A 25,428-nucleotide genomic window follows, 5' to 3' on the forward strand; every position below is an offset into this window, starting at 1 on the left:
GCATGGCCGCACTGGTCGGTGTCAGTGGAATTTCATGCAAATTCCAGGGCGCGGAGCCCATAACTGAGGCTCCATGCGGCATGACGGTGTTGATGAATATGTCATGTTTATGGCAATCATTACGTCAAAAAAGATGCTTAGTCTTTGACTCGGTGCTAAAAACCCTGTTATTATCGCAGGTTTTCCGGGGAAATTTTCTACCAATGAATGCTTTTGTGATCGACGCCTTTGATTTTTGTCGTATCAGCGGGAGCCGCGAGGGTGTAACTCCTGTCGCTGAAATGACCCGGTTGACCAAGGATTGTGCAGATAGTTCCGGCGAGATCGCCTGGAAGATCGTCGGCGGCACCAGCAAGCTGGGCTACCCGCAACTGACCTTGTCGGTCAACGGCACCGTTCAGCTGGTTTGCCAGCGCTGCCTGACTCCGTATGCTTACGCAATTGATTCTTCGACTGTTCTGATGCTGGGCAAGGATGACGAGCACGCGGACGAGATCGAAGAAATCATCAACGATGAAACGATCGACGTGATCGTCGGCAGCCGCAGCATGGATGCCGCGGCCCTGATCGAAGATGAAGCCTTGCTGGCCCTGCCGCAGGTACCCAAACACGACGTCTGCCCCGATACGGCGCAGCTCGATGCTCTCAAGTCTGAAAAGAAGTCGCCGTTCGCGGCACTGAAAGACTTGAAGCCAGAATAAGTAGTGTAAGAAAGGAAGCCTTAAAAAACCGTAGCGAGCGGCCCGATATCGTCTTGAGTAGCGCAAGCGTACGAAGGTACGCTGAGCAACGCCGAGGCGATAGCGGGAAGCTCAGTAGGTTTTTTATGCTTCCTGTAAAGAACGTGTCAAACGCGTGTAGTAATCGAGTATGGCAAGTGTAGTGAAATGTAATTGTAATAAACGATGTCGGTCCGGACTGTTTTCGGGTAGTCTTTGCCGCTGGGATACTCGATTCGCATGTATTTGCCAATCGATTGTGCTAAAATTTTAGAACTTATGTATTAGGAGTCATCATGGCAGTTCAACAGAACAAGAAAACCCCTTCCAAGCGCGGCATGCACCGTTCGCACGACTTCCTGGTCGCGCCGCAATTGAGCGTCGAGCCAGTTACCGGCGAAACACACATGCGTCACCATATCAGCCCTAACGGCTTCTATCGTGGCCGTAAAGTGTTGAAGACCAAAAACGACGAGTAATCGACGTTTTTGTTGGGTAAGATGAAAGCGGTGTTGCGTGGTTATTCGGCGTGGCGCCGCTTCTTCTTTTTTATCGGCTGCAATTCATCTTGCGCACCCGTCATTTTGAATCAAGCTTGCTCAGGCGTGCATGACATGCTGCGCCCTGCATATGCTCCAGTCCGATTCACATCTTGCCGCACGCCCGCAGCGGTATTGAATCAACACAAATGACAATCAAAATTTCTATCGACTGCATGGGCGGAGATCACGGTCCCTCAGTCACTATTCCCGCAGCAATTTCCTTCGTAAAACATGAGCCTGAAGCCGAACTGATCCTTGTTGGATTGGAAGACGTGATCCGTGCCGAACTGAAAAAACATAAAGCCGACACGCATCCGCGCCTGTCGGTATTGCATGCCTCCGAACAAGTTACCATGGACGATCCCCTGGAAGTGGCCCTGCGCCGCAAGAAGGATTCCTCCATGCGCGTGGCCATCGAACAGGTCAAGAGCGGCGTGGCGCAAGCCTCCGTTTCCGCCGGTAATACGGCAGCCCTGATGGCCGTGTCGCGCTATGTATTGAAAACCATGTCTGGCGTCGACCGCCCTGCCATCTGCAGCATCTTGCCGAATCAAAAGAACGGCCCGACCTACATGCTGGACCTGGGCGCCAACGTCGATTGCGAACCGCATCACTTGCACCAGTTCGCCATCATGGGCTCCGTGCTCGTGTCCGCCATGGAAGGCATCGCACGCCCGACGATCGGCTTGCTGAACGTGGGCACGGAAGATATCAAGGGCAATGAAGTGGTGAAACTCACCTCGAAGCTGCTGCAGGCCGACCACGAGCGTGGCGCGCTGAACTTCTACGGCAACGTGGAAGGCAACGATATCTTCAAGGGCACGACCGATATCGTCGTCTGCGACGGTTTTGTCGGCAATGTCACCCTGAAAGCCATCGAGGGCCTGGCGCGCTTCATGAAAGACGTGCTCACTTCCGAATTCAAGCGCAATCCGATCACCATGCTGGGCGCGCTGATCGCCCGCGGGGCCCTGAAAGCCATCGGCAACCGTTTGAATCCCTCGCGTTACAACGGCGCCAGCCTGCTGGGCTTGCGTGGTCTCGTCTTCAAGAGCCATGGCAGCGCCGATGCCTATTCCTTCGAATGGGCCTTGCGCCGCGCCTTTGATGCGGCAAAAAATGACGTGCAAGCGCACCTGGCCAGCCTGATCGCCGAGCTGATGCCGCGCACGCCAGTACCGGACGAACCTACATCAACAAGCTCTACCATTTAGTGGACGGGTATTTGCATGACTGTTTTTAGCAAAACTTACAGCAAAATTATCGGTACCGGCAGCTACTTGCCGGAGAAGCGCGTCACGAACCAGGATTTGACCGAACAGCTCGCCGCCAAGGGCATCGAGACGTCGGATGAATGGATCGTCTCGCGCAGCGGCATTTCGGCGCGCCATTACGCGGCGCCGTCGCAAAATTCCTCGGACCTGGGCGTGGAAGCGGCCAAAAAGGCCCTGGACATGGCGGGCCTGAACGGCAATGACCTGGACCTGATCATCGTCGCCAGCTCGACCCCCGATTTCTTCGGCAGCTTCCCCAGCACGGCCTGCATCGTGCAAAACAAGCTGGGCATCACGAACAACTGCGCCGCCGTCGACGTGCAAGCCGTCTGCAGCGGCTTCGTGTATGCGGTGGCCACGGCCGACAGTTTCATTCAATCGGGCATGCATAAAAACGTGCTGGTGATCGGCGCCGAAGTATTTTCGCGCATCCTCAATTTCGACGACCGCGGCACTTGCGTGCTGTTCGGCGACGGCGCCGGCGCCATCGTCATGACGGCGTCGAAAGAGCCGGGCATCCTGGCCACCAAGCTGCACGCGGACGGTCGCCACTCGGACATCCTCAGCGTGCCCGGCAGCCTGGCCGGCGGCGCGCTGGCCGGCAGCGCTTTCCTGTACATGGATGGCCCGGCCGTGTTCAAGCTGGCCGTGTCCGTGCTGGAAAAGGTCGCGCACGAAGCGTTGGCGCACGCCAACATGACGTCGGACCAGATCGACTGGTTGATCCCGCACCAGGCGAACATCCGCATCATGAACAGCACGGCCAAGAAACTCCGCTTGCCACTGGACAAGATGGTCGTCACCGTCGACCAGCATGGCAACACATCGGCCGCCTCGATCCCGCTGGCGCTCGACATCGCCGTGCGCGACGGCCGCGTCAAGAAAGGCGACAACGTCATGATGGAAGGCGTGGGCGGAGGCTTTACCTGGGGCGCCGTGCTGGCGCGCATGTAATCCCGCAACACTATTAAAAAAACGGAGTCGACATGACACAATTTGCATTTGTTTTTCCAGGCCAAGGCTCGCAAGCGATTGCGATGCTCGATGGTTTTGCCGGCAACCCCGTGGTGGCGCAAACCGTCGCCGAAGCGTCGGATGCCCTGCAATGCGACCTGGGCAAGCTGATCGCCGAAGGTCCGAAGGAAGAGCTGGATCTCACCACCAACACGCAACCGGTGATGCTGACGGCGGCCGTGGCCTTCTACCGCGCCTGGCTGGCGGCCGGCGGCCCCGTGCCGACGGTCGTGGCCGGTCATAGCCTCGGTGAATATTCGGCGCTGGTCGCCGCCGGCGTGATCTCGTTCAAGGATGCCGTGCCGCTCGTGCGTTTCCGCGCGCAAGCCATGCAGGAAGCCGTGCCTGTGGGGCAGGGCACGATGGCCGTCGTGCTGGGCCTGTCAGACGACGACGTGCGCGCCGCCTGTGCGGAAGCAGCGGCGGAAAACCCGGCCCTCGTGGTCGAGCCCGTCAATTTCAATGCGCCTGCGCAAGTCGTCATCGCCGGCCACACTGCTGCCGTCGAGCGCGCCTGCGAACTGGCCAAGGCCAAGGGCGCCAAGCGCGCCATGAAGCTGCCCGTCTCCGCGCCATTCCACTCGTCGCTGCTGCAACCGGCATCGGACCGCCTGCGCGAGTACATGGCCGGCCTGACGTTCGCCGCGCCGCAGATCGCCCTGATCAACAACGTCGACGTGGCCATCGTCAACGACGTCGCCGGCATCAAGGATGCATTGGTGCGTCAGGCAGCCAGCCCCGTGCGCTGGGTGGAAACCATGCAGAAAGTGGCAGCCGACGGCATTACGCAAGTGATCGAATGCGGTCCGGGCAAGGTCCTGATGGGTCTGGCCAAGCGCATCGATCCCGTGCTGGTGGGCGACGCCATCGTCGACCAGGCATCGCTGGAACGTATTTTGACGCAGCTCAAATAAACATCAGATCGCGGCAGCCTGCCTGCCGCGGTTGCTCTTAAGGAAACTCATGAATTTAGCAAATCAAGTCGTGCTGGTCACGGGCGCCTCGCGCGGCATCGGCCGCGCCATCGCCACCGAACTGGGCAAGCAGGGCGCCACCGTCGTCGGCACCGCCACCTCGGAAAGCGGCGCGCAAGCGATCACCGATTATCTGGCCGCCGAAGGCGTGGCGGGCAAGGGCCTGGTCCTGAACGTGACCGATGCGGCGCGTTGCGCGGCTGTCGTCGACGAGGTGCAGAAAACCTACGGCAGCCTGTCCATCCTGGTTAACAATGCGGGCATCACGCAAGACCAGCTGGCCATGCGCATGAAGGATGAGGAGTGGGACAGCGTCATTTCGACGAACCTGTCGGCCGTCGGCCGCCTGTCGCGCGCGGTACTGCGTGGCATGATGAAAGCCAAAACCGGGCGTATCATTAACATCACGTCGGTGGTGGCTTCGTCGGGCAATCCGGGGCAGATGAATTACGCGGCGGCCAAGGCCGGCGTGGAAGGCATGAGCCGCGCGCTGGCGCGCGAAATCGGCAGCCGCAACATTACCGTGAACTGCATCGCCCCCGGCTTCATCGATACCGACATGACCAAGGCCCTGAGCGAAGAGCAGCACGCGGCCCTGTTGACGCAAATTCCCCTGTCCCGCCTGGGCAAACCGGAAGATGTGGCGGCGGCGGTGGCCTTTCTGGCTTCGCCGCAGGCGGCGTATATCACGGGCACGACCCTGCACGTGAACGGCGGAATGTACATGAATTGATGTGAAAGCTAGACAGGGCGGGCGTTTGTGGCATGATTCAACGGCCGTTTTTGTCTATAATCGCATCTTTTAGCAGCAGCTTCGGTCGAATTAGCAGCAGACACCGAAATTAGTATTCGGACGCGCAAACCTGATAAAATGCGCGCACTTTCCGTAACACACACTTTGGAGCCATAACATGTCGGATATCGAACAACGCGTTAAGAAAATCGTCGCTGAGCAACTGGGCGTTGCAGAAGCAGACATCAAAATCGAATCCTCCTTCGTCGACGATCTCGGCGCCGATTCCCTGGACACCGTGGAACTGGTCATGGCCCTGGAAGACGAATTCGAAATGGAAATCCCTGACGAACAAGCTGAAAAAATCACCACCGTGCAACAGGCGATCGACTACGCCACCGCACACGTCAAGGCCTAAGCCTGTCTGACCGACTTCAGGAGAATCGCTTGAGCCGTTCTAAAAACCGTCGTGTTGTTGTTACCGGCCTGGGCTGCGTTTCACCTGTCGGCAATACTATTGCCGAGGCGTGGGGCGCAATCATTGAAGGTAAATCCGGCATTGCCACGATTACCAAGTTTGATGCACAGCCATTCACCACGCATTTTGCCGGTGAAGTCAAAGGCTTCAATATCGAAGATTACATCTCCGGTAAGGAAGCCCGCCATATGGATACCTTTATCCATTACGGCATGGCTGCGGGCATCCAGGCGATGCAGGACTCCGGCCTGGAAGTGACCGAGGAAAACGCCGAGCGCATCGGCGTGATCATCGGTTCCGGTATCGGCGGCTTGCCGCTGATCGAGGAAACCAAGTCCGAGTACGAAAAGCGCGGTCCGCGCCGTATCTCGCCCTTTTTCGTGCCTGCCTCGATCATTAACATGATTTCTGGCAACCTTTCGATCAAATATGGTCTGAAGGGCCCGAATCTGGCGATCGTGACGGCGTGTACCACCGGTTTGCACAGCATCGGTGCCGCAGCGCGCATGATCGAGTACGGCGATGCCGACGTCATGATCGCCGGCGGTGCCGAATCGACCGTGTCGCCGCTGGGCCTGGGCGGTTTCGCCTCGGCACGCGCCTTGTCGACCCGCAACGACGATCCGGCAACGGCATCGCGTCCGTGGGATGCCGACCGCGACGGCTTCGTGCTGGGCGAGGGTGCTGGCGTCATGGTGCTGGAAGACTACGAGCACGCGGTGGCCCGTGGCGCCAAGATCTATGCCGAAGTGCATGGTTTCGGGATGAGCGCAGATGCTTATCACATGACCTCGCCGTTGGAAGATGGCAGCGGCGGCAGCAAATCGGTGATCGCGGCCCTCAACAACGCCGGCTTGAACGCGGATCAGATTCAATACCTGAACGCGCACGGCACGTCGACCCCGCAAGGCGACGTGGCGGAAGTGATGGGCATCAAACGCACCTTCGGCGAGCACGCCAAGAATCTGGTCGTCAACTCGACGAAGTCGATGACGGGCCATTTGCTGGGCGGCGCGGGCGGTCTGGAAGCGGTGTTTACGGTCCTGGCATTGCACCATCAGGTGTCGCCTCCGACCATCAACATCTTCAACCAGGATCCGGCTTGCGATCTCGATTTCTGCGCCAACACGGCGCGGGACATGAAGATCGATTATGCAGTGAAGAATTCGTTCGGCTTTGGCGGAACGAATGGCACGCTGATTTTCGGTAAAGCGAAATAAGCAGGAACTTTCAAGCGCTCGCTACGGTCAAATCGTAGTGAGCGCTGATTCGGCGCCAACGTTCGTTGGCGCCTGAATTTGCCCGGCATGGTGCCGGCGCGCCTTTTTTTTTCCATGAAGTATGTCGATCGCGGTAGCGGCTGTCATTCGCACGCCTGTCTGTTTGCGCCTGTTGCAAGCGGTGCTGGGACTGTGTGCCTTGCTCGCCGCCTGGCCCTTGAGCGGCGCGTGGCGCGCTGCGGCGGTGCCTGCCCAGCTGGTGGGCGGCTATGCGCTGGGCTGGCCCGGTGCAGTGCTGAGTGCGGCTGGCGGTGTGTTTTTGCTGGCTTTGCTGCGCAGGCGCAGAAAGCCGCTGGCGCTTGATATTTCGCCGGTCGGCCAGTTGCGGCTGGCGGTATATCTGGAGCGTGGCGGGACGTCGCGGACGGATGCCGCCGGGCTGGCGGTGCCGGCCGGCGCGGGGCTGGCGCCGCCGTCAGGGCTGCGCCTGTTGCCGGGCTCGACCCTGTGGCCGTCGCTGCTGGTGCTGTGCCTGGCCGATGCTGCGGGGCGGCACATGCAGGTGCTGGTGCAGCGCGGCGGCAGTTGCCCCGCCTTCCGTCCGCTGGCCGTGGCGTGCCGGGCCATCGCGGCGCGGAGTGGGGAAGAATAAAAGTGGGATGAACACTGAACTTCTTGCAGCGGGCCAACTCTATATCCATACAGGCGCCCACGCTGCATGACTACAGGGACATTGGGCGTGAGGACAGAGCGCGAGTATGATCAGTTACTGGTCGAGCGGGTGCAGGCTGGCGACAAACGGGCATTCGATGTGCTGGTATCGAAATATCAGCGCCGCTTGATGCGTCTCGTGTCGCGTCTTGTGCATGACCCGGCGGAGGCCGAAGATGTGGTGCAGGAAACCTTTATCAAGGCGTACCGGGCGCTGCGCCATTTTCGCGGCGATGCCGCCTTCTATACCTGGCTGTATCGCATCGGCATCAATACGGCCAAGAATTATCTCGTCACGCAGGGGAGGCGCGCCGCCACGTCCAGCGATGCCGACGCCGAGCAGGCGGAGTCCTTCGATGATGGCAATAAATTGCGCGACAACAATACACCCGAATCGGTGCTGGCCAGCAAACAGATTGCGGCCACCGTCAATGCGGCCATGGATGTGCTGCCCATCGAATTGCGCACGGCCATCGTGCTGCGCGAAATCGAGGGCCTGAGCTATGAAGAAATATCGGAGATCATGGCGTGCCCCATCGGCACCGTGCGCAGCCGGATTTTTCGTGCGCGCGAAGTGATTGCGGAGAAATTGAAACCGTTGTTGGACATGCCGATTGACAAGCGCTGGTAATCTGAGGAGTATGAGGTTGGCATGGCTGCGTCCGGTTTTCGCACCGATCCTCTTGAAATGGCAGGACCCATCATGGATACGCATACACGATTGCACGAGACTATTTCCGCGCTGGCCGATGGCGAGCTGGCGGCGAGCGAACTCGAACTGGCTTTTGCCGCTCTCGATACGCCATCGGGGCGGCAAGCCTGGAATGCCTATCGCCATATCGGTGACGTGCTGCGCTCGGAGGAGTGCGGCCACGCGCTGAGCGCCCAGTTCGACGGGCGCCTGGCCAGCCGCCTGGCCGCCGAGGCGGCGCCTGAGGACCCGGTTGCCCATGCGGAGCCGGTGCTGCCCTTGTCCGCCGCCATCGTGCCGACCGGTGCGGCCGAGCCGCTGGAGGCGGGACCGCTGGCGCAGCGCTAGCGCCAGGGCTGCTTTCCATCTTATGCCAGGCTTAACGCCCGCGTCACCCTCTTGACACTGGACTTCGGTACGATTGACACTGTGTGCAGGCAATATCTTGCTTTTGCGATATATTGTTGCTGCCATGCGCGCTGCCGGGTGTGGATGTCCCTGAGGTGCCGTCATTGTGGCCAAATCATGCACGCAGGCAATCGCCTGATCCGCGTTTTGATCCGTTTATATCTTCGAAGAGATCCTTTCCATGAAAAAAAACATGTGTGCCGCCAGCAAGTCGTTTTCCGTGAAGACGCTTTCCGCCTTATTGTTCGGTACCGCTGGCGTGTTTCTGGCTCCCGCCATGCTGGGGCTGGCGCCGCAGGCGCAGGCCGCCGTGCCGGCTGTGAAGCTGCCTGATTTCTCGGACCTGGTCGACGCCGTCGGCCCCGCCGTCGTGAATATCCGCACCACCGAGCGCCTGAAAATGGGCGGCCCCGGCGCTGGCGCCGGTAGCCAGGACGAGCAGGAAATGCAGGAATTTCTGCGCCGCTTCTTCGGCGGCGCCATGCCGACCCCGCGCCAGCAGGCGCCGCGCGGCGGCCGCCGCGCCGTGCCGCAGGAACAGGAAGTGCAACGCGGCGTCGGTTCCGGCTTCATCATCTCGGCCGATGGCTACGTGCTGAGCAATGCCCACGTGGTCGATGGCGCCGATGAGGTCTACGTGACCCTGACGGACAAGCGCGAATTCAAGGCCAAGGTGATCGGCGCCGATGCGCGCACCGACGTGGCCCTGCTGAAAATCGAGGGCGGCAACCTGCCGCGCCTGACCATCGGCGACTCGAACAGGATACGCGTGGGCGAGTGGGTCATCGCCATCGGCTCGCCGTTCAACCTGGAAAACACGGTGACGGCCGGCATCATTTCCGCCAAATCGCGCGATACGGGCGACTACCTGCCCCTGATCCAGAGCGACGTCGCCGTCAACCCCGGCAACTCGGGCGGTCCCTTGATCAATATGCGCGGCGAAGTGATCGGCATCAATTCGCAGATCGCCACCTTGTCCGGCGCCTACAACGGCATTTCGTTTGCCGTGCCCATCGATGAAGCCATGCGCGTGGGCGAGCAGCTGAAAAAGACGGGCAAGGTCGTGCGCGGCCGCATCGGCGTGCAGATCGGCGAGGTGAGCAAGGATGTGGCGGAATCGCTGGGCTTGCCGAACGCCAAGGGCGCGCAAGTGTCGATGGTGGAGCCGGGCGGTCCGGCCGACAAGGCGGGCATCAAGCCGGGCGACATCATCCTGAAATTCAACGGCGCGCCGATCGAGCGTTCGTCCGACCTGCCGCGCCTGGTGGGCGGCGCCGCCGTCAACGGCAAGTCCACGGTCACCGTCTGGCGCAAGGGCGCGCAGCAGGACATTCCCGTCACCGTCGTCGAGCTGGAAAGCGAGAAAACGGCGAAGAAGGGCGCCAGGGAGCCGGAAGCGCAAGCCGTCAATGCGCTGGGACTGAAGGTCAGCGACGTGCCGGCCGCGAAGAAGCAGGAATTGAAGATCGACGCCGGCGTGCTGGTCGAGGATGCCGATGGCGTGGCGGCCCTGGCCGGCCTGCAGCCTGGCGACGTGATCTTGCAATTGAATAATGTTGCCGTGAAAGATGCCAAGCAGTTCAATGCCCTGGTGGCCAAGCTCGATCCGAAGAAATCGTCGGCCGTGCTGGTGCGCCGTGGCGATACGGCGCAATTCGTTTCGCTGCGTCCGTCGGCCAAGTAAGTTGCTGATTCACCCGCATCCCGGCTCCGGCAGGGATGCCTTTCCCCTTTCTTCATGCACTTCACCCTCTATTCCCGCAGTTATTGCCATTTATGCCAGGACATGCTCGACGCCTTGCTCCTGCTGCAGCCACCTGAAAAACCGTTCACGGTGGACGTGATCGATATCGATGCCTCGCCCGATGCCACGCTGCTGGCCCGTTTCGACGAGCTGGTGCCGGTGCTGTTTGGCGACTTGGCGCAGCCCGAACTCTGTCATTATTTTCTCGACGAGGCGGCCGTGCGGCGCTGCCTGGTGTAGCTTAATTGCCAATATTGACACTGCAATGCACCATTCTGGTGCTGAAAACAGCCGAAAATGTCGGCTTGCCCCGGTGCCGGCCTCATAAGACGGGCTTTCTACTCTGAAATCCGGTAAAATGGGGAGGTCGAAAAAGCTACTGTCCGAGGCAGCAGCTTCTGTCGCTTCAAAAGCGCTCGCCTGGGCATGCAGATGTCCTGCTCGGAGCGCTTTTTTCATCATGAGTGGGGCGCCTGGTTTTGGCCCTGTTTGGCCCGGACATGATCCCCCTGATTCCTGTTAAAGCAGTGTCGTCAACTTCGCACTTATATTAGTTAATGAACAACATACGCAACTTCTCCATCATCGCCCATATTGACCACGGTAAATCGACCTTGGCTGACCGCATCATTCAATTGTGCGGCGGCTTGTCCGACCGCGAGATGGAGGCGCAGGTGCTCGATTCGATGGATCTGGAGCGCGAGCGCGGCATTACCATCAAGGCGCAAACGGCGGCCCTGCACTACAAGGCGCGCGACGGCCAGATCTACAACCTGAACCTGATCGATACGCCGGGCCACGTCGACTTCAGCTATGAAGTGTCGCGCTCGCTCTCAGCGTGCGAAGGCGCGCTGCTGGTGGTGGACGCGTCGCAAGGCGTGGAAGCGCAAACGGTCGCCAACTGCTACACGGCGCTGGACCTGGGCGTGGAAGTGGTGCCCGTGCTGAACAAGATCGACTTGCCGAACGCCGACCCGCCGAACGCCATTGCCGAGATCGAAGACGTGATCGGCATCGACGCGGGCGACGCCGTGCATTGCTCGGCCAAGACGGGCCTGGGCGTGCAGGACGTGCTGGAATCCCTGATCGCCAAGGTGCCGCCGCCGAAGGGCGACCCGGATGCGCCGCTGCAGGCGCTGATCGTCGATTCCTGGTACGACTCCTATGTGGGTGTGGTCATGCTGGTGCGCGTGGTCAACGGTACCCTGAAGCCAAAGGACAAGATCCGCCTGATGGCCACCGATTCGGTGCAGCTGGTGGAAGACATCGGCGTATTTTCGCCCCGTTCGCAATCCCTGCCGCAACTCTCCGCTGGCCAGGTGGGCTTCATCATCGCCGGCATCAAGGAATTGAAAGCGGCGAAAGTGGGCGACACCGTCACCCTGGCCAATCGTCCCGCCGCCGAGCCATTGCCTGGCTTCAAGGAAGTGCAGCCGCAGGTGTTCGCCGGCCTGTTCCCCGTGGAAGCGAACCAGTACGACGCGCTGCGCGACTCGCTGGAAAAGCTGAAACTGAACGACGCGGCCCTGATGTACGAGCCGGAAGTGTCGCAGGCGCTGGGCTTCGGTTTCCGCTGCGGCTTCCTGGGCTTGCTGCACATGGAAATCGTGCAGGAGCGCCTCGAGCGCGAATTCGACATGGACCTGATCACGACGGCGCCGACCGTGGTGTATGAAGTGATCCAGCGCGATGGCAGCCTGATCAACGTCGACAACCCGTCGAAGATGCCGGACCCGTCGCGCATCGAGGAAGTGCGCGAGCCTATCGTCACCGTCAACCTGTACATGCCGCAGGAATATGTGGGTTCCGTGATTACCCTGTGCATCGCCAAGCGCGGCATCCAGATGGACATGAGCTACCACGGCCGCCAGGTCAAGCTGGTGTATGAAATGCCGATGGCCGAGATCGTGCTGGACTTCTTCGATCGCCTGAAATCGACGTCGCGCGGCTATGCCTCGATGGACTACGAGTTCAAGGAATACCGCGCGGCCGACGTGGTCAAGGTCGACATGCTGATCAACAGCGAAAAAGTCGATGCGCTGGCCATCATCGTCCACCGTTCGAACAGCCAGTACCGTGGCCGCCAGGTGGCCGCCAAGATGCGCGAACTGATCCCGCGCCAGATGTTCGACGTGGCGATCCAGGCGACCATCGGCGCGAACATCATTTCGCGCGAGAACGTGAAAGCCCTGCGCAAGAACGTGCTGGCGAAGTGCTATGGCGGCGATATCAGCCGCAAGAAGAAATTGCTGGAAAAACAAAAGGCGGGCAAGAAGCGCATGAAGCAAGTGGGTTCCGTGGAAATCCCGCAAGAAGCATTCCTGGCAATTTTACAAGTGGACGATAAATGAACCTGCAAGTGATCTTAGGAAATTTCGCTTTAATCCTGTTCGTGCTGATGGTGCTGACGGGCCTGGTCTGGTGCCTGGATGTGTTTTATCTGTCCAAGCAGCGCCGCAAGGCGGCCGACCGCGCCCTGGCCGAGTTCGATGCGCGCCAGTCCAAGCTGGCCGCCGAGGGCATCAAGTCCGATGCGGGCGGCAGCCGCGCGAGCATCGAGGCGGCCCTGTTGCGCCAGCCCACCTGGGTCGAGTATTCGGGCAGCTTCTTCCCCGTCATCGCCCTGGTGTTCTGTCTGCGCTCGTTCCTGTACGAGCCGTTCAAGATCCCGTCGAGCTCGATGGTGCCGACCTTGCTGGTCGGTGACTTGATCCTGGTCAACAAGTTCACCTATGGCATTCGTTTGCCGATCGTCAACAAGCGCATCATTGAAGTCAACGATCCGCAGCGCGGCGACGTGATGGTGTTCAAGTACCCGAAAGATATGTCGCAAGACTATATCAAGCGCGTGATCGGTGTGCCCGGTGATAAAATCACCTATGAAAACAAGCGCTTGACGGTTAACGGCAAGGAAGTGGCGTACACCCCGCTGGACGACTACCTCGATGACGAAAGCACGGTCTACCACAAGCAGCTGGAAGAAAACCTGACGGGCGTGAGCCACCGCATCCTCAACGACGAGCCCGCTCCCACGTTGAACTTGCGTGAAGTGAAGGATTTCCCGCACAAGGAGGCGTGCAACTACAACGAAGACGGTTTTACGTGTGTGGTGCCACAAGGCAATTACTTCATGATGGGCGACAACCGCGACAATAGCGCGGACAGCCGCTACTGGGGCTTCGTGCCGAACGAGAACATCGTCGGCAAGGCTTTCCTGGTGTGGATGAACTTCAGCAATCCGAAACGCGTGGGCGGCATACACTAAGCCGGCCTGGTCTGTAATGGACCGCCCCTGGCTGCCGCGCCGATTCCCCGCGCGGCGGCCAGCCGAATTACTCAGATGACACAGAAACAATAATGAATCTTCAGCTATTGCAAACCCGTTTAGGCTATACGTTCCAGGATGCTGGCCTGTTGCAGCAAGCCTTGACGCACCGTAGCCACAGCAGTTTGCATAACGAGCGGCTGGAATTCCTCGGCGACTCCATCCTCAACTGCGTGGTCGCCTCCATCCTGTACGAGCGTTTCAAGTCCATCGACGAGGGCGATCTGTCGCGCCTGCGCGCCAACCTGGTCAAGCAGCAGTCGCTGTATGAGATCGCGCAAAAGCTGGAACTGTCGCAATTCCTGCGCCTGGGCGAAGGCGAGCTGAAATCGGGCGGCTTCCGCCGTCCATCGATCCTCGCCGACACGCTGGAAGCCCTGCTGGGCGCCATCTTCCTCGACACGGGTTTCGACGCCGCCAGCACGGTGATCCGCGCGTTCTATATCCCCATCCTCGACTCGGTCGATCCGCAAACGCTGGGCAAGGATGCCAAGACCCTGCTGCAGGAGTTTCTGCAGAGCAAGAAAATTTCGCTGCCACAGTACAACGTGGTGGCCACCCACGGCGCCGCCCACAGCCAGGAATTCGAGATCGAATGCCTGGTGCCGAAATTGAATATCCAGGTTTACGGCCGTGGCGGAAGCCGCCGCGCCGGTGAGCAAGCCGCCGCCAAACTGGCGCTGGACGTGGCCGAGCAGGCACTGTTGAAGTCGCCTGCCGCCAGCCGCAAGCCCAAACCGCGCGCCGCCCAGCTCAAGCTGGCCGGCATTGCCACCATCCAGAGCGACGACGCGCAAGCCACCGCTGCCCCAGCGATCGCCGCTCACACTAAACAGAATCGACACTAGCATGACAGCCACCAAAATGCCCGACAACTTCCGCTGCGGCTATATCGCCATCGTGGGCCGCCCCAACGTGGGCAAATCGACCCTGATGAACGTGCTGATCGGCGCGAAGGTCAGCATCACTTCGCGCAAGGCGCAAACCACGCGCCACCGCATCACGGGCATCCAGACGCTGCCGGACGCGCAATTCATCTACGTCGACACGCCTGGCTTCCAGACGCGCCATTCGAACGCGCTGAACAAGACGCTGAACAAGACCGTCACGAACACGCTGATTTCCTCGGACGTCATCCTGTACGTGATCGAGGCGGGCACCTTCGGTCCGGCCGACCAGCAAGTGATGGACCTGCTGCCGAAGGAAGTGCCGTGCATCCTCGTCATCAATAAATCGGACCGCGTGAAGGACAAGGCCGTGCTGCTGCCGTTCGCGCAAAAGATCGCCGCCATGCGCGACTTCGCCGCCATCGTGCCTGTCTCGGCCAAGCTGCATTTCCAGCTGGAAGGCTTGCAGAACGAGATCAAGCGTTTCTTGCCGGAAAACCAGCCCATCTTTGGCCCGGACGACATCACGGACCGCAGCGAAAAATTCCTCGCCTCGGAAATCGTGCGCGAAAAACTGTTCCGCTTCGTGGGCGACGAACTGCCGTACACGAGCACCGTGCTGATCGAGAAATTCGAGCAGGAAGGCGATCTGCGCCGCGTGTTCGCCGCCATCCTGGTCGAGCGCGATACGCATAAATCCATGATTATCGGCAACAAGGGCGCGCGCCTGAAGGAAGTCTCCACCCAGGCCCGCCTGGACATGGAAAAGCTGTTCGGCGGCCCCGTGTACCTGGAAATCTGGGTCAAGGTCAAGTCGGGCTGGGCCGACAACGAGGCGGGCTTGCGCGCCTACGGCTACGAGTAATCCGCAACCCGGGGGCGACGCTACACGCATGAGCACCACCACGCCAGCGCAGCGCGATCCTGCGCCAGCTTCATCTGCTGCATCTGCACCCGTCCCCGCGCCGGCGGCCATCGCGCCGCCGGCCGCACCTTCCGCAGCGCCTGCGTCGGCGCCTCCACGGCGCAGCCGTCCGCCCGCGCGCGACGGCCGCATCACGGGCCAGCCCGCCTTCGTGCTGCACAGCTACCCGCATAAAGAAACCAGCCTCATCGTCGACGTGTTTACGCGCGAGTACGGCCGCATCGCGCTCGTCGCCAAGGGCGCCAAGCGGCCCCATTCGCAGTTGCGCGGCGTGCTGCAGACGTTTCAGCCGCTGCAGGCGGGCTGGACGGGGAAGTCCGAGCTGCGCATCCTGACGGGCGCGGAATGGGTGGGCGGCATGTTGCCGCTGGAAAAGACCGCCCTGCTGTGCGGTTTCTATTTGAACGAATTGCTGGTGAAACTGCTGGCGCGCGACGATCCGCATCCCGTCCTGTTCGACCACTACGTTGCCACCTTGAATCAACTGGCGCACAATGAGCCGCCGCCCATCGTGCTGCGCAAGTTCGAGCGCGCGCTGCTCAAGGAAACGGGCGTGGCGGCCGACCTGACGCGCTGCACGGGCACGCGCCAGGCCGTCGAAGCGGGGCAGGTGTACGTGGTCGACCCGGAACGGGGGCCGCGCCCGGCGCGCGCCGCCGACGCCTGGCCCAAGATCACGGGCAAGACCCTGCTCGACATGGAGCGCGAAGATTATCTCGATGTGGCCACGCAGGCGCAAAGCAAGCTGCTGATGCGCTTTTTGCTGGCCCATCAACTGGGGGGCGCCACCTTGAACACGCGCCAGATACTGATCGATTTAATGCAGCTGTAGTGCTGCTCTTTACATTGCAGCGCTACGGCACTTTACGGATACCATCACTATGAGCTTTTTGCAGCCTGCCGGCCCCGTCATCGACCTGGGCGTCAATATCGACCACGTGGCCACCTTGCGCAATGCGCGCGGCACCGCGTATCCGGACCCGGTCCGCGCTGCCCTGCTGGCCGAACAGGCGGGTGCCGACGCCATCACCCTGCATCTGCGCGAAGACCGCCGCCACATCAAGGATGCGGACGTGATCGCCATCGCGCCGCAATTGCTCACGCGCATGAACCTGGAAGCGGCCGTGACGCAGGAAATGCTCGACTTCGCCTGCCGCATCCGCCCGGCGGACGTGTGCCTGGTGCCGGAAAAACGCACGGAAGTGACCACCGAGGGCGGTCTGGACGTGGTGCGCTACTTCAAGGAAGTGCAGGCGGCCGTGAAGCAATTGCAAGGCGAGGGCATCCGCGTGAGCCTGTTCATCGATGCGGACGAGCAGCAGATCGCCGCCGCCGCCGAACTCGGTGCGCCCGTGATCGAACTGCACACGGGGCGCTATGCCGATACGGCAGGCGCGGAACAGCAGGCGGAGCTGGAGCGCATCAAGGCGGGCGTGCTGTTCGGCGTCGGGCGCGGCCTGAAGGTCAACGCGGGTCACGGCTTGCATTACACCAATGTGCAAGCGATTGCCGCCATTCCCGATATCGCCGAACTGAACATCGGCCACGCCATCGTCGCGCATGCCGTGTTTGTCGGCTGGGAAAATGCCGTGCGCGAAATGAAGGCCATCATGGTGGCCACGCGCCTCGGCCACCGGGCTTGATCATAGATAGCAAGGAGGCGGCATGATCTACGGCATCGGCACCGATATCTGCAAGATTCCCCGCATCGAGGCGGCCCTGGCGCGCCACGGCGAGCGTTTCGCCAAAAAGATACTGGGACCGCAGGAGCTGGACAAGTTCCGCGCCCGCAGCGCCAAGAACGCCGTGCGCGGCGTGCGCTTCCTGGCCACCCGCTTTGCGGCCAAGGAGGCGTTTTCCAAGGCCATCGGCCTGGGCCTGCGCATGCCGATGACGTGGCCCGCCGCGCAGATGCTGAACCACCCCAGCGGCAAGCCGATGATCGTCTGCAGCGGCGTGCTGGCGGACTTCATGGTGCAACATCGGCTGAGCGCGCAAGTGACCATCAGCGATGAAGAAGAATATGCGGTCGCGTTCGTGATCGTGGAACAGGCAGTGCAAGAATGAGCCAGCAATGACCGAAGCAATACCCGACCTCAATTCCACGGAAACGCCGCCCGACCCGCGCGCGCAGGTGCTGGCCACCGTCGCCAAGCTGCCGAACCTGCCCGGCGTGTACCGCTATTTCGATGCCGCCGACAAGGTGTTGTACGTCGGCAAGGCGCGCGACCTGAAAAAGCGCGTCTCCAGCTATTTCCAGAAAAACCTGGCCAGTCCCCGCATCGCCATGATGGTCGAGCGCATCGCGCGCCTGGAAACGACGGTCACGCACAGCGAGGCGGAAGCGCTGATCCTGGAAAACAACCTGATCAAGGCGCTGCAGCCGCGCTACAACATCCTGTTCCGCGATGATAAATCGTATCCGTATCTGAAAATCACCAATGGCGACGCGCCGCGCATGGTGTATTACCGGGGCGCGGTGGACAAGAAAAACCAGTATTTCGGGCCGTTCCCCAGTTCCTGGGCCGTCAAGGAATCGATGCAGATCCTGCAAAAGGTGTTCTTGATCCGCACCTGCGAGGACAGCGTCTACGCGAACCGCACGCGGCCCTGCCTGCTGCACCAGATCGGCCGCTGCAGCGCGCCCTGCGTGGACCTGATCAGCAAGGAAGACTATAAAAACGACGTGGAAAACGCGGCGCGCTTCCTGCGTGGGCGCCAGAGCGAAGTGCTGGCCGACCTGGAAAAGAAGATGCACGCGTTTGCCGCCGAGCTGAAATTCGAGCAGGCCGTCGTGGTGCGCAACCAGATCGCTTCGCTGTCGCGCGTGCTGCACCAGCAGAGCATGGAAACGACGGGCGACGCCGACGTCGACATCATCGCCGTGCTGGTCCAGGGCGGACGCGCCTGCGTCAACCTGGCCATGGTGCGCGGCGGGCGCCACCTGGGAGACCGCGCGTATTTCCCCAGCCAGCTCAGCGATGCGGCGGCGATTGCCGAAGAAGCCATCGAGGTGGAAGTGCTGGCCGCCTTCCTGGCCCAGCACTACACGGAGAAATTCATCCCCGGCACCCTGATCCTGAACATCGAATTCGACCAGCCGGCCCTGATGGTGGCGCTGATGGAACAGTGCGGCCACCGCATCAACCTGATCTTCCAGCCGCAGGGACAGCGCCGCCAGTGGCTGGAAATGGCGCAAAAGGGCGCCGGGATTTCGCTGGCGCGCCTGCTGTCGGAGCAGGGCTCGCAGCAGTCGCGCACGCGCGCGCTGGCCGAGGCGCTGCGCCTGGAAACGGAAGACCTCGACAGCCTGCGCGTCGAGTGTTTCGACATCAGTCACACGCAGGGCGAAGCGACGCAGGCCTCGTGCGTGGTGTTCCACCACCACGCCATGCAGAACGGCGAATACCGGCGCTACAACATCAACGACATCACGCCCGGCGACGATTATGCGGCCATGCGCCAGGTCTTGATGCGCCGCTATGAAAAGGTGGCGAATGGCGACGGCGTGATGCCCGACGTGGTCCTGATCGACGGTGGCAAGGGCCAGATCGAAATGGCGCGCCAGGTGTTCGCCGAGCTGGGACTCGATATCAGCTTGATTGTCGGCGTAGCCAAGGGGGAAGGGCGCAAGGTGGGCCTGGAAACCCTGCTGTTCGTCGATGGCCGCGCGGCGCAGGAACTGGGCAAGGAATCGGCGGCGCTGATGTTGATCGCGCAGATCCGCGACGAGGCGCACCGCTTCGCCATCACGGGCATGCGCGCCAAGCGGGCCAAGACGCGCCAGACCTCGCGCCTGGAGGAGATCGAAGGCATCGGCGCCAAGCGCCGCCAGAAACTGCTGTCGCGCTTTGGCGGCTTGCGCGGCGTGGTCGACGCCAGCGTCGAGGACCTGATGTCGGTGGAGGGAATTTCCACGCAGCTGGCGGAAGAGATTTACCGCCAATTGCACTGATGGCGGCGTGGCCTGGTCCGGCGCTGCCGCAACCGGACTAGGCTAATGTTGCCGGGCCATGTAGACTAGTGGCGCTTTCTTCACGCTTTCTTCATGCTCAATTTACCCGTCGGCCGATTGCTCTCTTATGCCTTTTAATATTCCCATCCTTTTGACCTGGCTGCGCGTGGCCCTGATACCGCTCGTCGTCGGCGTGTTTTACCTGCCGCCGTCGATGCTGCTGCATGGCGACCAGAACCTGGTTGCCACCCTGGTCTTCATCGTTGCGGCCGTGACCGACTGGTTCGATGGTTTTCTTGCGCGGCGCTGGAACCAGACGTCGGCCTTCGGTGCCTTCCTCGACCCCGTGGCCGACAAGCTGATGGTGGCGGGCGCCTTGCTGGTGCTGGTGCAGCTGGACCGGGTCAATGCCGTGCTGGCCTTCATCATCATCGGCCGCGAAATCACCATTTCCGCCTTGCGCGAATGGATGGCGCAGATCGGCGCGTCGAAATCGGTGGCCGTCAGCTCGATCGGCAAGATCAAGACGGCCGCGCAAATGACGGCCATTCCCCTGCTGCTGTACCACGAAGTGATCTTCGGCGCGATCGACACCCATGTGTGGGGCGAGAAGCTGCTGTGGATCGCCTGCGTGCTGACAGTGTGGTCGATGTTCTATTACTTGCGCCTGGCATGGCCCTTGATCAAGGAAAAGGCCGGCAATCTCCATTAATTGCACAGGGATTAGGCAGTCGACGGCTTTCTTCGGAATATTTTGCAAAAGACCAGATATTGCCCGTTGACAGCCCCTGTAATCCCTCTATAATGCTGGCCTGTTGTTGATGACGCGGGAGTAGCTCAGTTGGTAGAGCGCAACCTTGCCAAGGTTGAGGTCGAGAGTTCGAGACTCTTCTCCCGCTCCAGTTTTCTGGATCGTGTCATAGGTAAAAACAGCGAATGCAGTAAAAAGTAGTACTGGCGATGTAGTAGAGCTTCTGATACAATGTTGTCCACTGCGGGAGTAGCTCAGTTGGTAGAGCGCAACCTTGCCAAGGTTGAGGTCGAGAGTTCGAGACTCTTCTCCCGCTCCAGTGAACACTGGATCAGCAGTAAAGCAGCACTGGTAAACGGTAGTAAAAAGCAGTAAAATAGCGGTTCGTATGCGGGAGTAGCTCAGTTGGTAGAGCGCAACCTTGCCAAGGTTGAGGTCGAGAGTTCGAGACTCTTCTCCCGCTCCAGCGAAAGCTGAAGCAGTACAGCAAGAATGGCAGTAGCAGAAAATAGAAGCTCCAATGCGGGAGTAGCTCAGTTGGTAGAGCGCAACCTTGCCAAGGTTGAGGTCGAGAGTTCGAGACTCTTCTCCCGCTCCAGAATTCTAAAGGGGAGCTCAGCTGGCTTCCTTTTTTTATCCGCCGCAACGCAGTCATGCGGCGTGATCAGGCGGTAAACAAGCTCCAATGCGGGAGTAGCTCAGTTGGTAGAGCGCAACCTTGCCAAGGTTGAGGTCGAGAGTTCGAGACTCTTCTCCCGCTCCAGTTTTCAAGGTGGGCCGCAAGGCGCATCCAAGCAGTTCCTCTGGCGAGGTAGCAAAGAGGTTATGCAGCGGCCTGCAAAGCCGTTTAGACGGGTTCGATTCCCGTCCTCGCCTCCAGATGAAAAAAATAGCCCACTTTCGAGTGGGCTATTTTTTTGTCTGCGCTCTCGCCAGACTTTGCCCGCTGTGCCTCTTGTATAATGCCGGCAAGCTCAGCCGCGCCGCCTGGCGCCTTGATGAAACTTCCCCTTTCCGCCAGACCGATGTAGTCACTGACGACTTTCCTGCTCCGTTCAACCTCAGCGCAACTTTTCTGTGACGCCCGCTGGCTTGGCTGCGCCTGGTTATTTTTCATCAGGCCGGCATTTCTCTGTTCCGACTTTGGATACGCATCAATGATCAACGCAACTTTTCGGGAAGAGTGGTTCTCGAACATACAAAAAAACGTCCTGGCGGGCCTGACCACCTCGTTCGCGCTGGTGCCGGAATGCATCGCCTTTGCCCTGGTGGCGCAGTTGAATCCCCTGATGGGCCTGTATGGCGCCTTCATCATCTGCGCATTCACGGCCATCTTTGGCGGGCGCCCCGGCATGATTTCCGGCGCGGCCGGTTCCATGGCCGTCGTCATCGTGGCGCTGGTGGCCCAGCATGGCGTGCAATACCTGCTGGCGACCGTGGTGCTGAGCGGCATCATCATGGCGCTGTTCGGCCTCTTGCGCCTTGGGAAGTTGATACGCATGGTGCCCTACCCGGTGATGCTGGGCTTCGTGAATGGCCTGGCCATCGTCATCGCCATGGCCCAGCTGGAACACTTTCGCCAGGCCACGCCGCAGGGTGAACAATGGCTGCAAGGCACGCCCTTGTATGCGATGGGTGCGCTGGTGCTGCTCACCATGGCCATCGTCTACGTGCTGCCGCGCATCACGCGCGCCGTGCCGCCGGCGCTGGTGGCCATCCTGGGCGTGGGCGTGCTCAGCCATTTCCTGCACCTGCCCACGCGCACCCTGGGCGACCTCGCGCATATCGCCGGCGGCTTGCCGGCCCTGCATTGGCCCACGGTGCCGCTGAACATGGCCACCTTGCACATCATCTTTCCGTATGCGGCGCTGATGGCCATGGTGGGGCTGCTGGAAACCTTGCTCACCTTTAATCTCACGGATGAGATGACGGAAACGCGGGGCCAGCCCAATCGCGAATGCATCGCCCTGGGCGCCTCGAACGTCGTGTCGGGCCTGTTTGGCGGCATGGGCGGCTGCGCCATGATCGGGCAGACCATGATCAACCTGAGCTCGGGCGGCCGCTCGCGCCTGTCCGGCGTCACGGCCGGCGTGATGATTTTATTGTTCATCCTGTTCCTCTCGCCGCTGATCGAACGCATTCCGCTGGCCGCGCTGGTGGGCGTGATGTTTGTCGTGGCGCAGCAGACGTTTGCCTGGGGTTCCCTGCGCGTGCTGGGCAAGGTGCCGCTGCAGGATGCGCTGGTGATCGTCGCCGTGACGGTGATCACGGTGTTTACGGACCTGGCGATGGCGGTGCTGTGCGGCATCGTGATTGCCGCCTTGAATTTTGCCTGGCAACATGCGCGCGAGATGCGCGCCGACATCGATGATGGCAGCTCCGGCGTGCGCGTGTACCTGCCGCACGGCACCCTGTTTTTCGCCTCGACCACGCATTTCCAGGAACTGTTCCAGCCGGCCGCCGATCCGGCCCGCGTCATCCTCGATTGCCGGCATCTGCACATGGCCGATCACTCGGCCATCGCGGCCATCGAAGCCTTGTATGAGCGCTACGACAAGGCCGGCAAGCACCTGCAGGTGACGCATCTGTCCGCCCGTAACCAGGCCTTGCTGCAGCGGGCCGGGGTGGATGTGAGCGTGGCGTAAAATATGGGAAAGTCTGCTCCGCCCGATTTCTCGGGATGGGCGGAATTGTCGAATGTCTGTGGAGTGTGAATGCTGTCGTACGAACAAGAACAATTATTGCAACAAAGCCAGACGGCTTTTGATGCCTACTATGACGCGCTGGGTGCGTCGCTGGTGAATTTCGTCGAGCGCCTGGGCATCCAGCCCGCGCACGAAGTGCTGAGCAACGCGGCCGAGTACCTGCCGTACATCGATGCGGCCATGCGCACCATCGTCATCCGCGACGAGAGCTGGCAATGGGTGAAGACCATGCTCGGCTACTTTATCGGCGAATACTTCGTGCAAGGCCATGCGGGTTGCTGGTATGTGGAAACGCGGGCCGAATCGCCGCATTTCTGCCGCATCATGGTGGGCGGCTTCGAGCATGGCTTGCCGATGGACGCCGCCATCGATCCGGAGGCGCTGGCGCTGGCATTCCTGGGGCAATCCGCGCCGCGCGAGCTGGCGGCACTGATCGCCACAGCGCAAGCCGGCGCGGCTTGATGCCGCGCGGCTTGCAGCAGCTTTAAAACTCTTCCCACTCGCCTTCGGCAGGTGCCGTTGCCTTGCCGCTGGCGCGCGTCGCGGGCAGGCGCAGGGCAGGGGCCGATGCCTTGCGGACTGGCGCTGCCGGGGTTGCCGGCGCGCTGCGCTGCGCCGCCTTGGCGCTGAAGCGGTCGGTGGCCGCCGCGTTGGCGTCCAGGCGGAAGACGCTGACCACCTGCGCCAGTTCGCTCGCCTGTTCCTGCATCGCTTCGGCCGCTGCCGACGCTTCTTCCACCAGCGCCGCATTTTGCTGGGTTACCTGGTCCATTTCGGAAATGGCCTGGTTGACTTGCTCGATGCCCGCGCTCTGCTCTTCGCTGGCGTTGCTGATTTCGCTCATGATGGACGTGACGAAGCCGATGCTTTGCACGATTTCTTCCATCGTCTTGCCCGCCTTGTCGACCAGGTCCGTGCCCACGTCGACTTTTTGCACGGAATCGTCGATCAAGCCCTTGATCTCTTTCGCTGCCGCTGCCGAGCGCTGCGCCAGGTTGCGCACCTCGGTTGCCACGACGGCGAAGCCGCGGCCCTGTTCGCCGGCACGCGCCGCTTCCACGGCCGCGTTCAGGGCCAGGATGTTGGTCTGGAAGGCGATGCCGTCGATGACAGAGATAATATCGACGATTTTCTTCGACGAGGTATTGATCTCGCCCATGGTGGCGACCACTTCGGCCACCACGGCGCCGCCGCGGCTGGCGATGCCGGCCGCGTCGCCGGCCAGTTTATTCGCCTGGCGCGCATTGTCCGCATTCTGTTTCACGGTCGAGGTCAGTTCTTCCATCGACGAGGCCGTTTCTTCCAGCGAACTGGCTTGCTGTTCCGTGCGCGACGACAGGTCCTGGTTGCCGGCGGCGATTTCCGCGGACGCCGTGGCGATGGTGTCGGTGCCGCTGCGCACCTGGCCCACGATGCCGACGAGGCTGTCGTTCATGGTTTTCAGCGCATGCATCAGCTGGGCCGTTTCATCGCGGCCCTGCACCGTGATGGTGCTGCTCAGGTCGCCAGCTGCCACGGTTTCCGCCACTTTCACGGCGTCGCGGATGGGGCCGGTGATCGAGCGCGTGATCCACCACGCAAAACCGATGCCCATCAGCACGGCCAGCACGCCCATGGTGATCAGGAAGATGCGCGTGCCGCTGTAGGCTTCGATGATGCTGGCGCCGACGCCGTCGGCAGCCTTGATCTGCATGCCGGCAAAGCGTTTCACTTCGGCCAGGTAGGCCACGGTGATCGGTGCGACCTCCTTCTCGAATACGATCTTGGCACCGGCTACGTCGCCGTCGGCCTTCATCTTGAAGGCGCGCGCGCGCGTCGTCACGTAGTCGGTGCGCACCTTGCGCACGACCTTGAACTGCTCGATCACGGCCGGGTTGAGCAAGGAGGCGATGATGTCGTCCTGCAGCTTGCTGGAACGTTCCGCATCGACCTTCAGGTCTTCCTCGATCTTGGCGCGCACGACGGGATCGGTGATCTCGAACGAGGCGACGCCGCGCACGCTGTTGAGTTCAATGATCTTCGACCATTCGGCCACCATGCGCTGGTTCTTGATGCTGGTATTGATCAGGCGGTAAGTCAGATCGCTGGCCGTTTGCATGCGCACGAGGGCGGTAACGGTCAAGGCGGCAAGCAACAGCAATACGACAGCAAAGCCGACGCCAAGGCGGCTGCCGATGTTCAGGTTTTTCATGTAATTCCTAACAGTTTAATAGTCATGATCGCCGCCGCCAGCAGGGGCGGACAGGCGCCGCAAGGCGCAGGGGATCGGGGTCTTCGGGTGCCGCGTGATGGCTGTGCGGCGCGCCGCGCTGAGCGTGGCGTTGGAGGTGAAGCAGGGGGCATGCCGGTCAGGCTGACCGTTGCCCAGCAAG

26 protein-coding genes and 6 tRNA genes are annotated in these 25,428 nt (G+C 61.0%); 30 read left to right on the plus strand and 2 right to left on the minus strand.

Annotation, left to right across the window (positions count from 1 at the left end; all coding sequences use genetic code 11):
• Positions 1 to 203 precede the first annotated feature (203 nt).
• The 28 genes from AC0V2Y_RS12060 to AC0V2Y_RS12195 all read left to right on the plus strand — a co-directional run bounded on the left by AC0V2Y_RS12060 (position 204) and on the right by AC0V2Y_RS12195 (position 21,230).
• Positions 204 to 701 carry a YceD family protein gene (locus AC0V2Y_RS12060; RefSeq protein ID WP_475415347.1) on the plus strand — a complete coding sequence of 166 codons (498 nt, stop codon included), beginning with the start codon at positions 204 to 206 and terminating at the stop codon, positions 699 to 701.
• A 314-nt stretch (positions 702 to 1,015) separates the two neighbouring features.
• Positions 1,016 to 1,198: a 50S ribosomal protein L32 gene (gene rpmF, locus AC0V2Y_RS12065; RefSeq protein ID WP_034749653.1), complete on the plus strand. Its 183-nt coding sequence runs from the start codon at positions 1,016 to 1,018 to the stop codon at positions 1,196 to 1,198.
• A gap of 209 nt (positions 1,199 to 1,407) precedes the next feature.
• Positions 1,408 to 2,475 (plus strand): phosphate acyltransferase PlsX, encoded by a 1,068-nt coding sequence (plsX, locus tag AC0V2Y_RS12070; RefSeq protein WP_102294926.1) that lies wholly within the window; start codon positions 1,408 to 1,410, stop codon positions 2,473 to 2,475.
• 15 nt (positions 2,476 to 2,490) lie between these two features.
• The gene (locus AC0V2Y_RS12075) at positions 2,491 to 3,489 is read left to right on the plus strand and encodes a beta-ketoacyl-ACP synthase III (RefSeq protein ID WP_475415298.1); all 999 of its coding nucleotides are present in this window, start codon (positions 2,491 to 2,493) and stop codon (positions 3,487 to 3,489) included.
• 32 nt (positions 3,490 to 3,521) lie between these two features.
• Positions 3,522 to 4,463 (plus strand): ACP S-malonyltransferase, encoded by a 942-nt coding sequence (gene fabD / locus AC0V2Y_RS12080; protein ID WP_475415299.1) that lies wholly within the window; start codon positions 3,522 to 3,524, stop codon positions 4,461 to 4,463.
• Between the two features lie 49 nt (positions 4,464 to 4,512).
• Complete coding sequence (fabG, locus tag AC0V2Y_RS12085) at positions 4,513 to 5,256, plus strand: 3-oxoacyl-ACP reductase FabG (protein ID WP_035820245.1); 744 nt, start codon at positions 4,513 to 4,515, stop codon at positions 5,254 to 5,256.
• 178 nt (positions 5,257 to 5,434) lie between these two features.
• A complete protein-coding gene (acpP, locus tag AC0V2Y_RS12090) occupies positions 5,435 to 5,674 on the plus strand; it encodes an acyl carrier protein (protein WP_008449912.1) in 240 nt (79 codons plus the stop codon).
• Between the two features lie 29 nt (positions 5,675 to 5,703).
• Positions 5,704 to 6,954: a beta-ketoacyl-ACP synthase II gene (fabF, locus tag AC0V2Y_RS12095; RefSeq protein ID WP_326455852.1), complete on the plus strand. Its 1,251-nt coding sequence runs from the start codon at positions 5,704 to 5,706 to the stop codon at positions 6,952 to 6,954.
• 121 nt (positions 6,955 to 7,075) lie between these two features.
• Positions 7,076 to 7,606, plus strand: a complete 531-nt coding sequence (locus AC0V2Y_RS12100) for a hypothetical protein (RefSeq protein ID WP_475415300.1) — start codon at positions 7,076 to 7,078, stop codon at positions 7,604 to 7,606.
• Positions 7,607 to 7,672: 66 nt separating this feature from the next.
• Positions 7,673 to 8,296, plus strand: coding sequence for an RNA polymerase sigma factor RpoE (gene rpoE / locus AC0V2Y_RS12105; protein WP_070223871.1), 624 nt, complete (start codon positions 7,673 to 7,675; stop codon positions 8,294 to 8,296).
• A gap of 72 nt (positions 8,297 to 8,368) precedes the next feature.
• Positions 8,369 to 8,704: an RseA family anti-sigma factor gene (locus tag AC0V2Y_RS12110; protein ID WP_475415301.1), complete on the plus strand. Its 336-nt coding sequence runs from the start codon at positions 8,369 to 8,371 to the stop codon at positions 8,702 to 8,704.
• 241 nt (positions 8,705 to 8,945) lie between these two features.
• Positions 8,946 to 10,448, plus strand: a complete 1,503-nt coding sequence (locus tag AC0V2Y_RS12115; RefSeq protein WP_475415302.1) for a DegQ family serine endoprotease — start codon at positions 8,946 to 8,948, stop codon at positions 10,446 to 10,448.
• Between the two features lie 54 nt (positions 10,449 to 10,502).
• Complete coding sequence (locus tag AC0V2Y_RS12120; protein ID WP_475415303.1) at positions 10,503 to 10,748, plus strand: glutaredoxin family protein; 246 nt, start codon at positions 10,503 to 10,505, stop codon at positions 10,746 to 10,748.
• 317 nt (positions 10,749 to 11,065) lie between these two features.
• Positions 11,066 to 12,859: a translation elongation factor 4 gene (gene lepA, locus AC0V2Y_RS12125; protein ID WP_475415304.1), complete on the plus strand. Its 1,794-nt coding sequence runs from the start codon at positions 11,066 to 11,068 to the stop codon at positions 12,857 to 12,859.
• On the plus strand, positions 12,856 to 13,773 hold the full coding sequence (gene lepB / locus AC0V2Y_RS12130) for a signal peptidase I (protein ID WP_099400487.1): 918 nt from the start codon (positions 12,856 to 12,858) through the stop codon (positions 13,771 to 13,773). Before lepA ends, lepB begins: the two co-directional genes overlap by 4 nt.
• Before the next feature lie 92 nt (positions 13,774 to 13,865).
• A complete protein-coding gene (gene rnc / locus AC0V2Y_RS12135) occupies positions 13,866 to 14,681 on the plus strand; it encodes a ribonuclease III (RefSeq protein ID WP_436495046.1) in 816 nt (271 codons plus the stop codon).
• 1 nt (position 14,682) lies between these two features.
• Complete coding sequence (gene era / locus AC0V2Y_RS12140; RefSeq protein ID WP_076566641.1) at positions 14,683 to 15,585, plus strand: GTPase Era; 903 nt, start codon at positions 14,683 to 14,685, stop codon at positions 15,583 to 15,585.
• 28 nt (positions 15,586 to 15,613) lie between these two features.
• The gene (recO, locus tag AC0V2Y_RS12145; protein WP_475415305.1) at positions 15,614 to 16,477 is read left to right on the plus strand and encodes a DNA repair protein RecO; all 864 of its coding nucleotides are present in this window, start codon (positions 15,614 to 15,616) and stop codon (positions 16,475 to 16,477) included.
• A gap of 49 nt (positions 16,478 to 16,526) precedes the next feature.
• On the plus strand, positions 16,527 to 17,288 hold the full coding sequence (gene pdxJ / locus AC0V2Y_RS12150; RefSeq protein WP_475415306.1) for a pyridoxine 5'-phosphate synthase: 762 nt from the start codon (positions 16,527 to 16,529) through the stop codon (positions 17,286 to 17,288).
• Between the two features lie 22 nt (positions 17,289 to 17,310).
• Positions 17,311 to 17,712 carry a holo-ACP synthase gene (gene acpS / locus AC0V2Y_RS12155; protein ID WP_475415307.1) on the plus strand — a complete coding sequence of 134 codons (402 nt, stop codon included), beginning with the start codon at positions 17,311 to 17,313 and terminating at the stop codon, positions 17,710 to 17,712.
• Between the two features lie 7 nt (positions 17,713 to 17,719).
• Entirely contained in the window at positions 17,720 to 19,600 is a 1,881-nt protein-coding gene (gene uvrC, locus AC0V2Y_RS12160; protein WP_475415308.1) for an excinuclease ABC subunit UvrC, read from the plus strand.
• 127 nt (positions 19,601 to 19,727) lie between these two features.
• Positions 19,728 to 20,312, plus strand: coding sequence for a CDP-diacylglycerol--glycerol-3-phosphate 3-phosphatidyltransferase (gene pgsA, locus AC0V2Y_RS12165; protein WP_034749601.1), 585 nt, complete (start codon positions 19,728 to 19,730; stop codon positions 20,310 to 20,312).
• A gap of 114 nt (positions 20,313 to 20,426) precedes the next feature.
• Positions 20,427 to 20,502: transfer RNA gene (locus AC0V2Y_RS12170), tRNA-Gly, on the plus strand.
• A 92-nt stretch (positions 20,503 to 20,594) separates the two neighbouring features.
• Positions 20,595 to 20,670: transfer RNA gene (locus tag AC0V2Y_RS12175), tRNA-Gly, on the plus strand.
• A gap of 71 nt (positions 20,671 to 20,741) precedes the next feature.
• Positions 20,742 to 20,817: transfer RNA gene (locus tag AC0V2Y_RS12180), tRNA-Gly, on the plus strand.
• Positions 20,818 to 20,873: 56 nt separating this feature from the next.
• Positions 20,874 to 20,949 (plus strand) — tRNA-Gly (locus tag AC0V2Y_RS12185).
• 89 nt (positions 20,950 to 21,038) lie between these two features.
• Positions 21,039 to 21,114: transfer RNA gene (locus tag AC0V2Y_RS12190), tRNA-Gly, on the plus strand.
• A gap of 42 nt (positions 21,115 to 21,156) precedes the next feature.
• A tRNA-Cys gene (locus tag AC0V2Y_RS12195) sits at positions 21,157 to 21,230 on the plus strand.
• Here AC0V2Y_RS12195 and AC0V2Y_RS12200 read toward each other — a convergent pair.
• On the minus strand, positions 21,199 to 21,549 hold the full coding sequence (locus AC0V2Y_RS12200; RefSeq protein ID WP_475418124.1) for a hypothetical protein: 351 nt from the start codon (positions 21,547 to 21,549) through the stop codon (positions 21,199 to 21,201). The two genes, AC0V2Y_RS12195 and AC0V2Y_RS12200, sit on opposite strands and share 32 nt — an antisense overlap.
• Here AC0V2Y_RS12200 and AC0V2Y_RS12205 point away from each other — a divergent pair.
• On the plus strand, positions 21,509 to 22,996 hold the full coding sequence (locus tag AC0V2Y_RS12205) for a SulP family inorganic anion transporter (RefSeq protein ID WP_475415310.1): 1,488 nt from the start codon (positions 21,509 to 21,511) through the stop codon (positions 22,994 to 22,996). The genes AC0V2Y_RS12200 and AC0V2Y_RS12205 overlap by 41 nt on opposite strands.
• Positions 22,997 to 23,065: 69 nt before the next feature.
• The gene (locus AC0V2Y_RS12210; protein WP_475415311.1) at positions 23,066 to 23,518 is read left to right on the plus strand and encodes a hypothetical protein; all 453 of its coding nucleotides are present in this window, start codon (positions 23,066 to 23,068) and stop codon (positions 23,516 to 23,518) included.
• A gap of 22 nt (positions 23,519 to 23,540) precedes the next feature.
• On the opposite strand, the gene AC0V2Y_RS12215 is transcribed toward AC0V2Y_RS12210, so the two are convergent.
• Positions 23,541 to 25,247, minus strand: coding sequence for a methyl-accepting chemotaxis protein (locus AC0V2Y_RS12215; RefSeq protein WP_475415312.1), 1,707 nt, complete (start codon positions 25,245 to 25,247; stop codon positions 23,541 to 23,543).
• Between the last annotated feature and the right edge of the window lie 181 nt (positions 25,248 to 25,428).

The sequence above is a fragment of the Janthinobacterium sp. BHSEK genome (assembly GCF_056174685.1).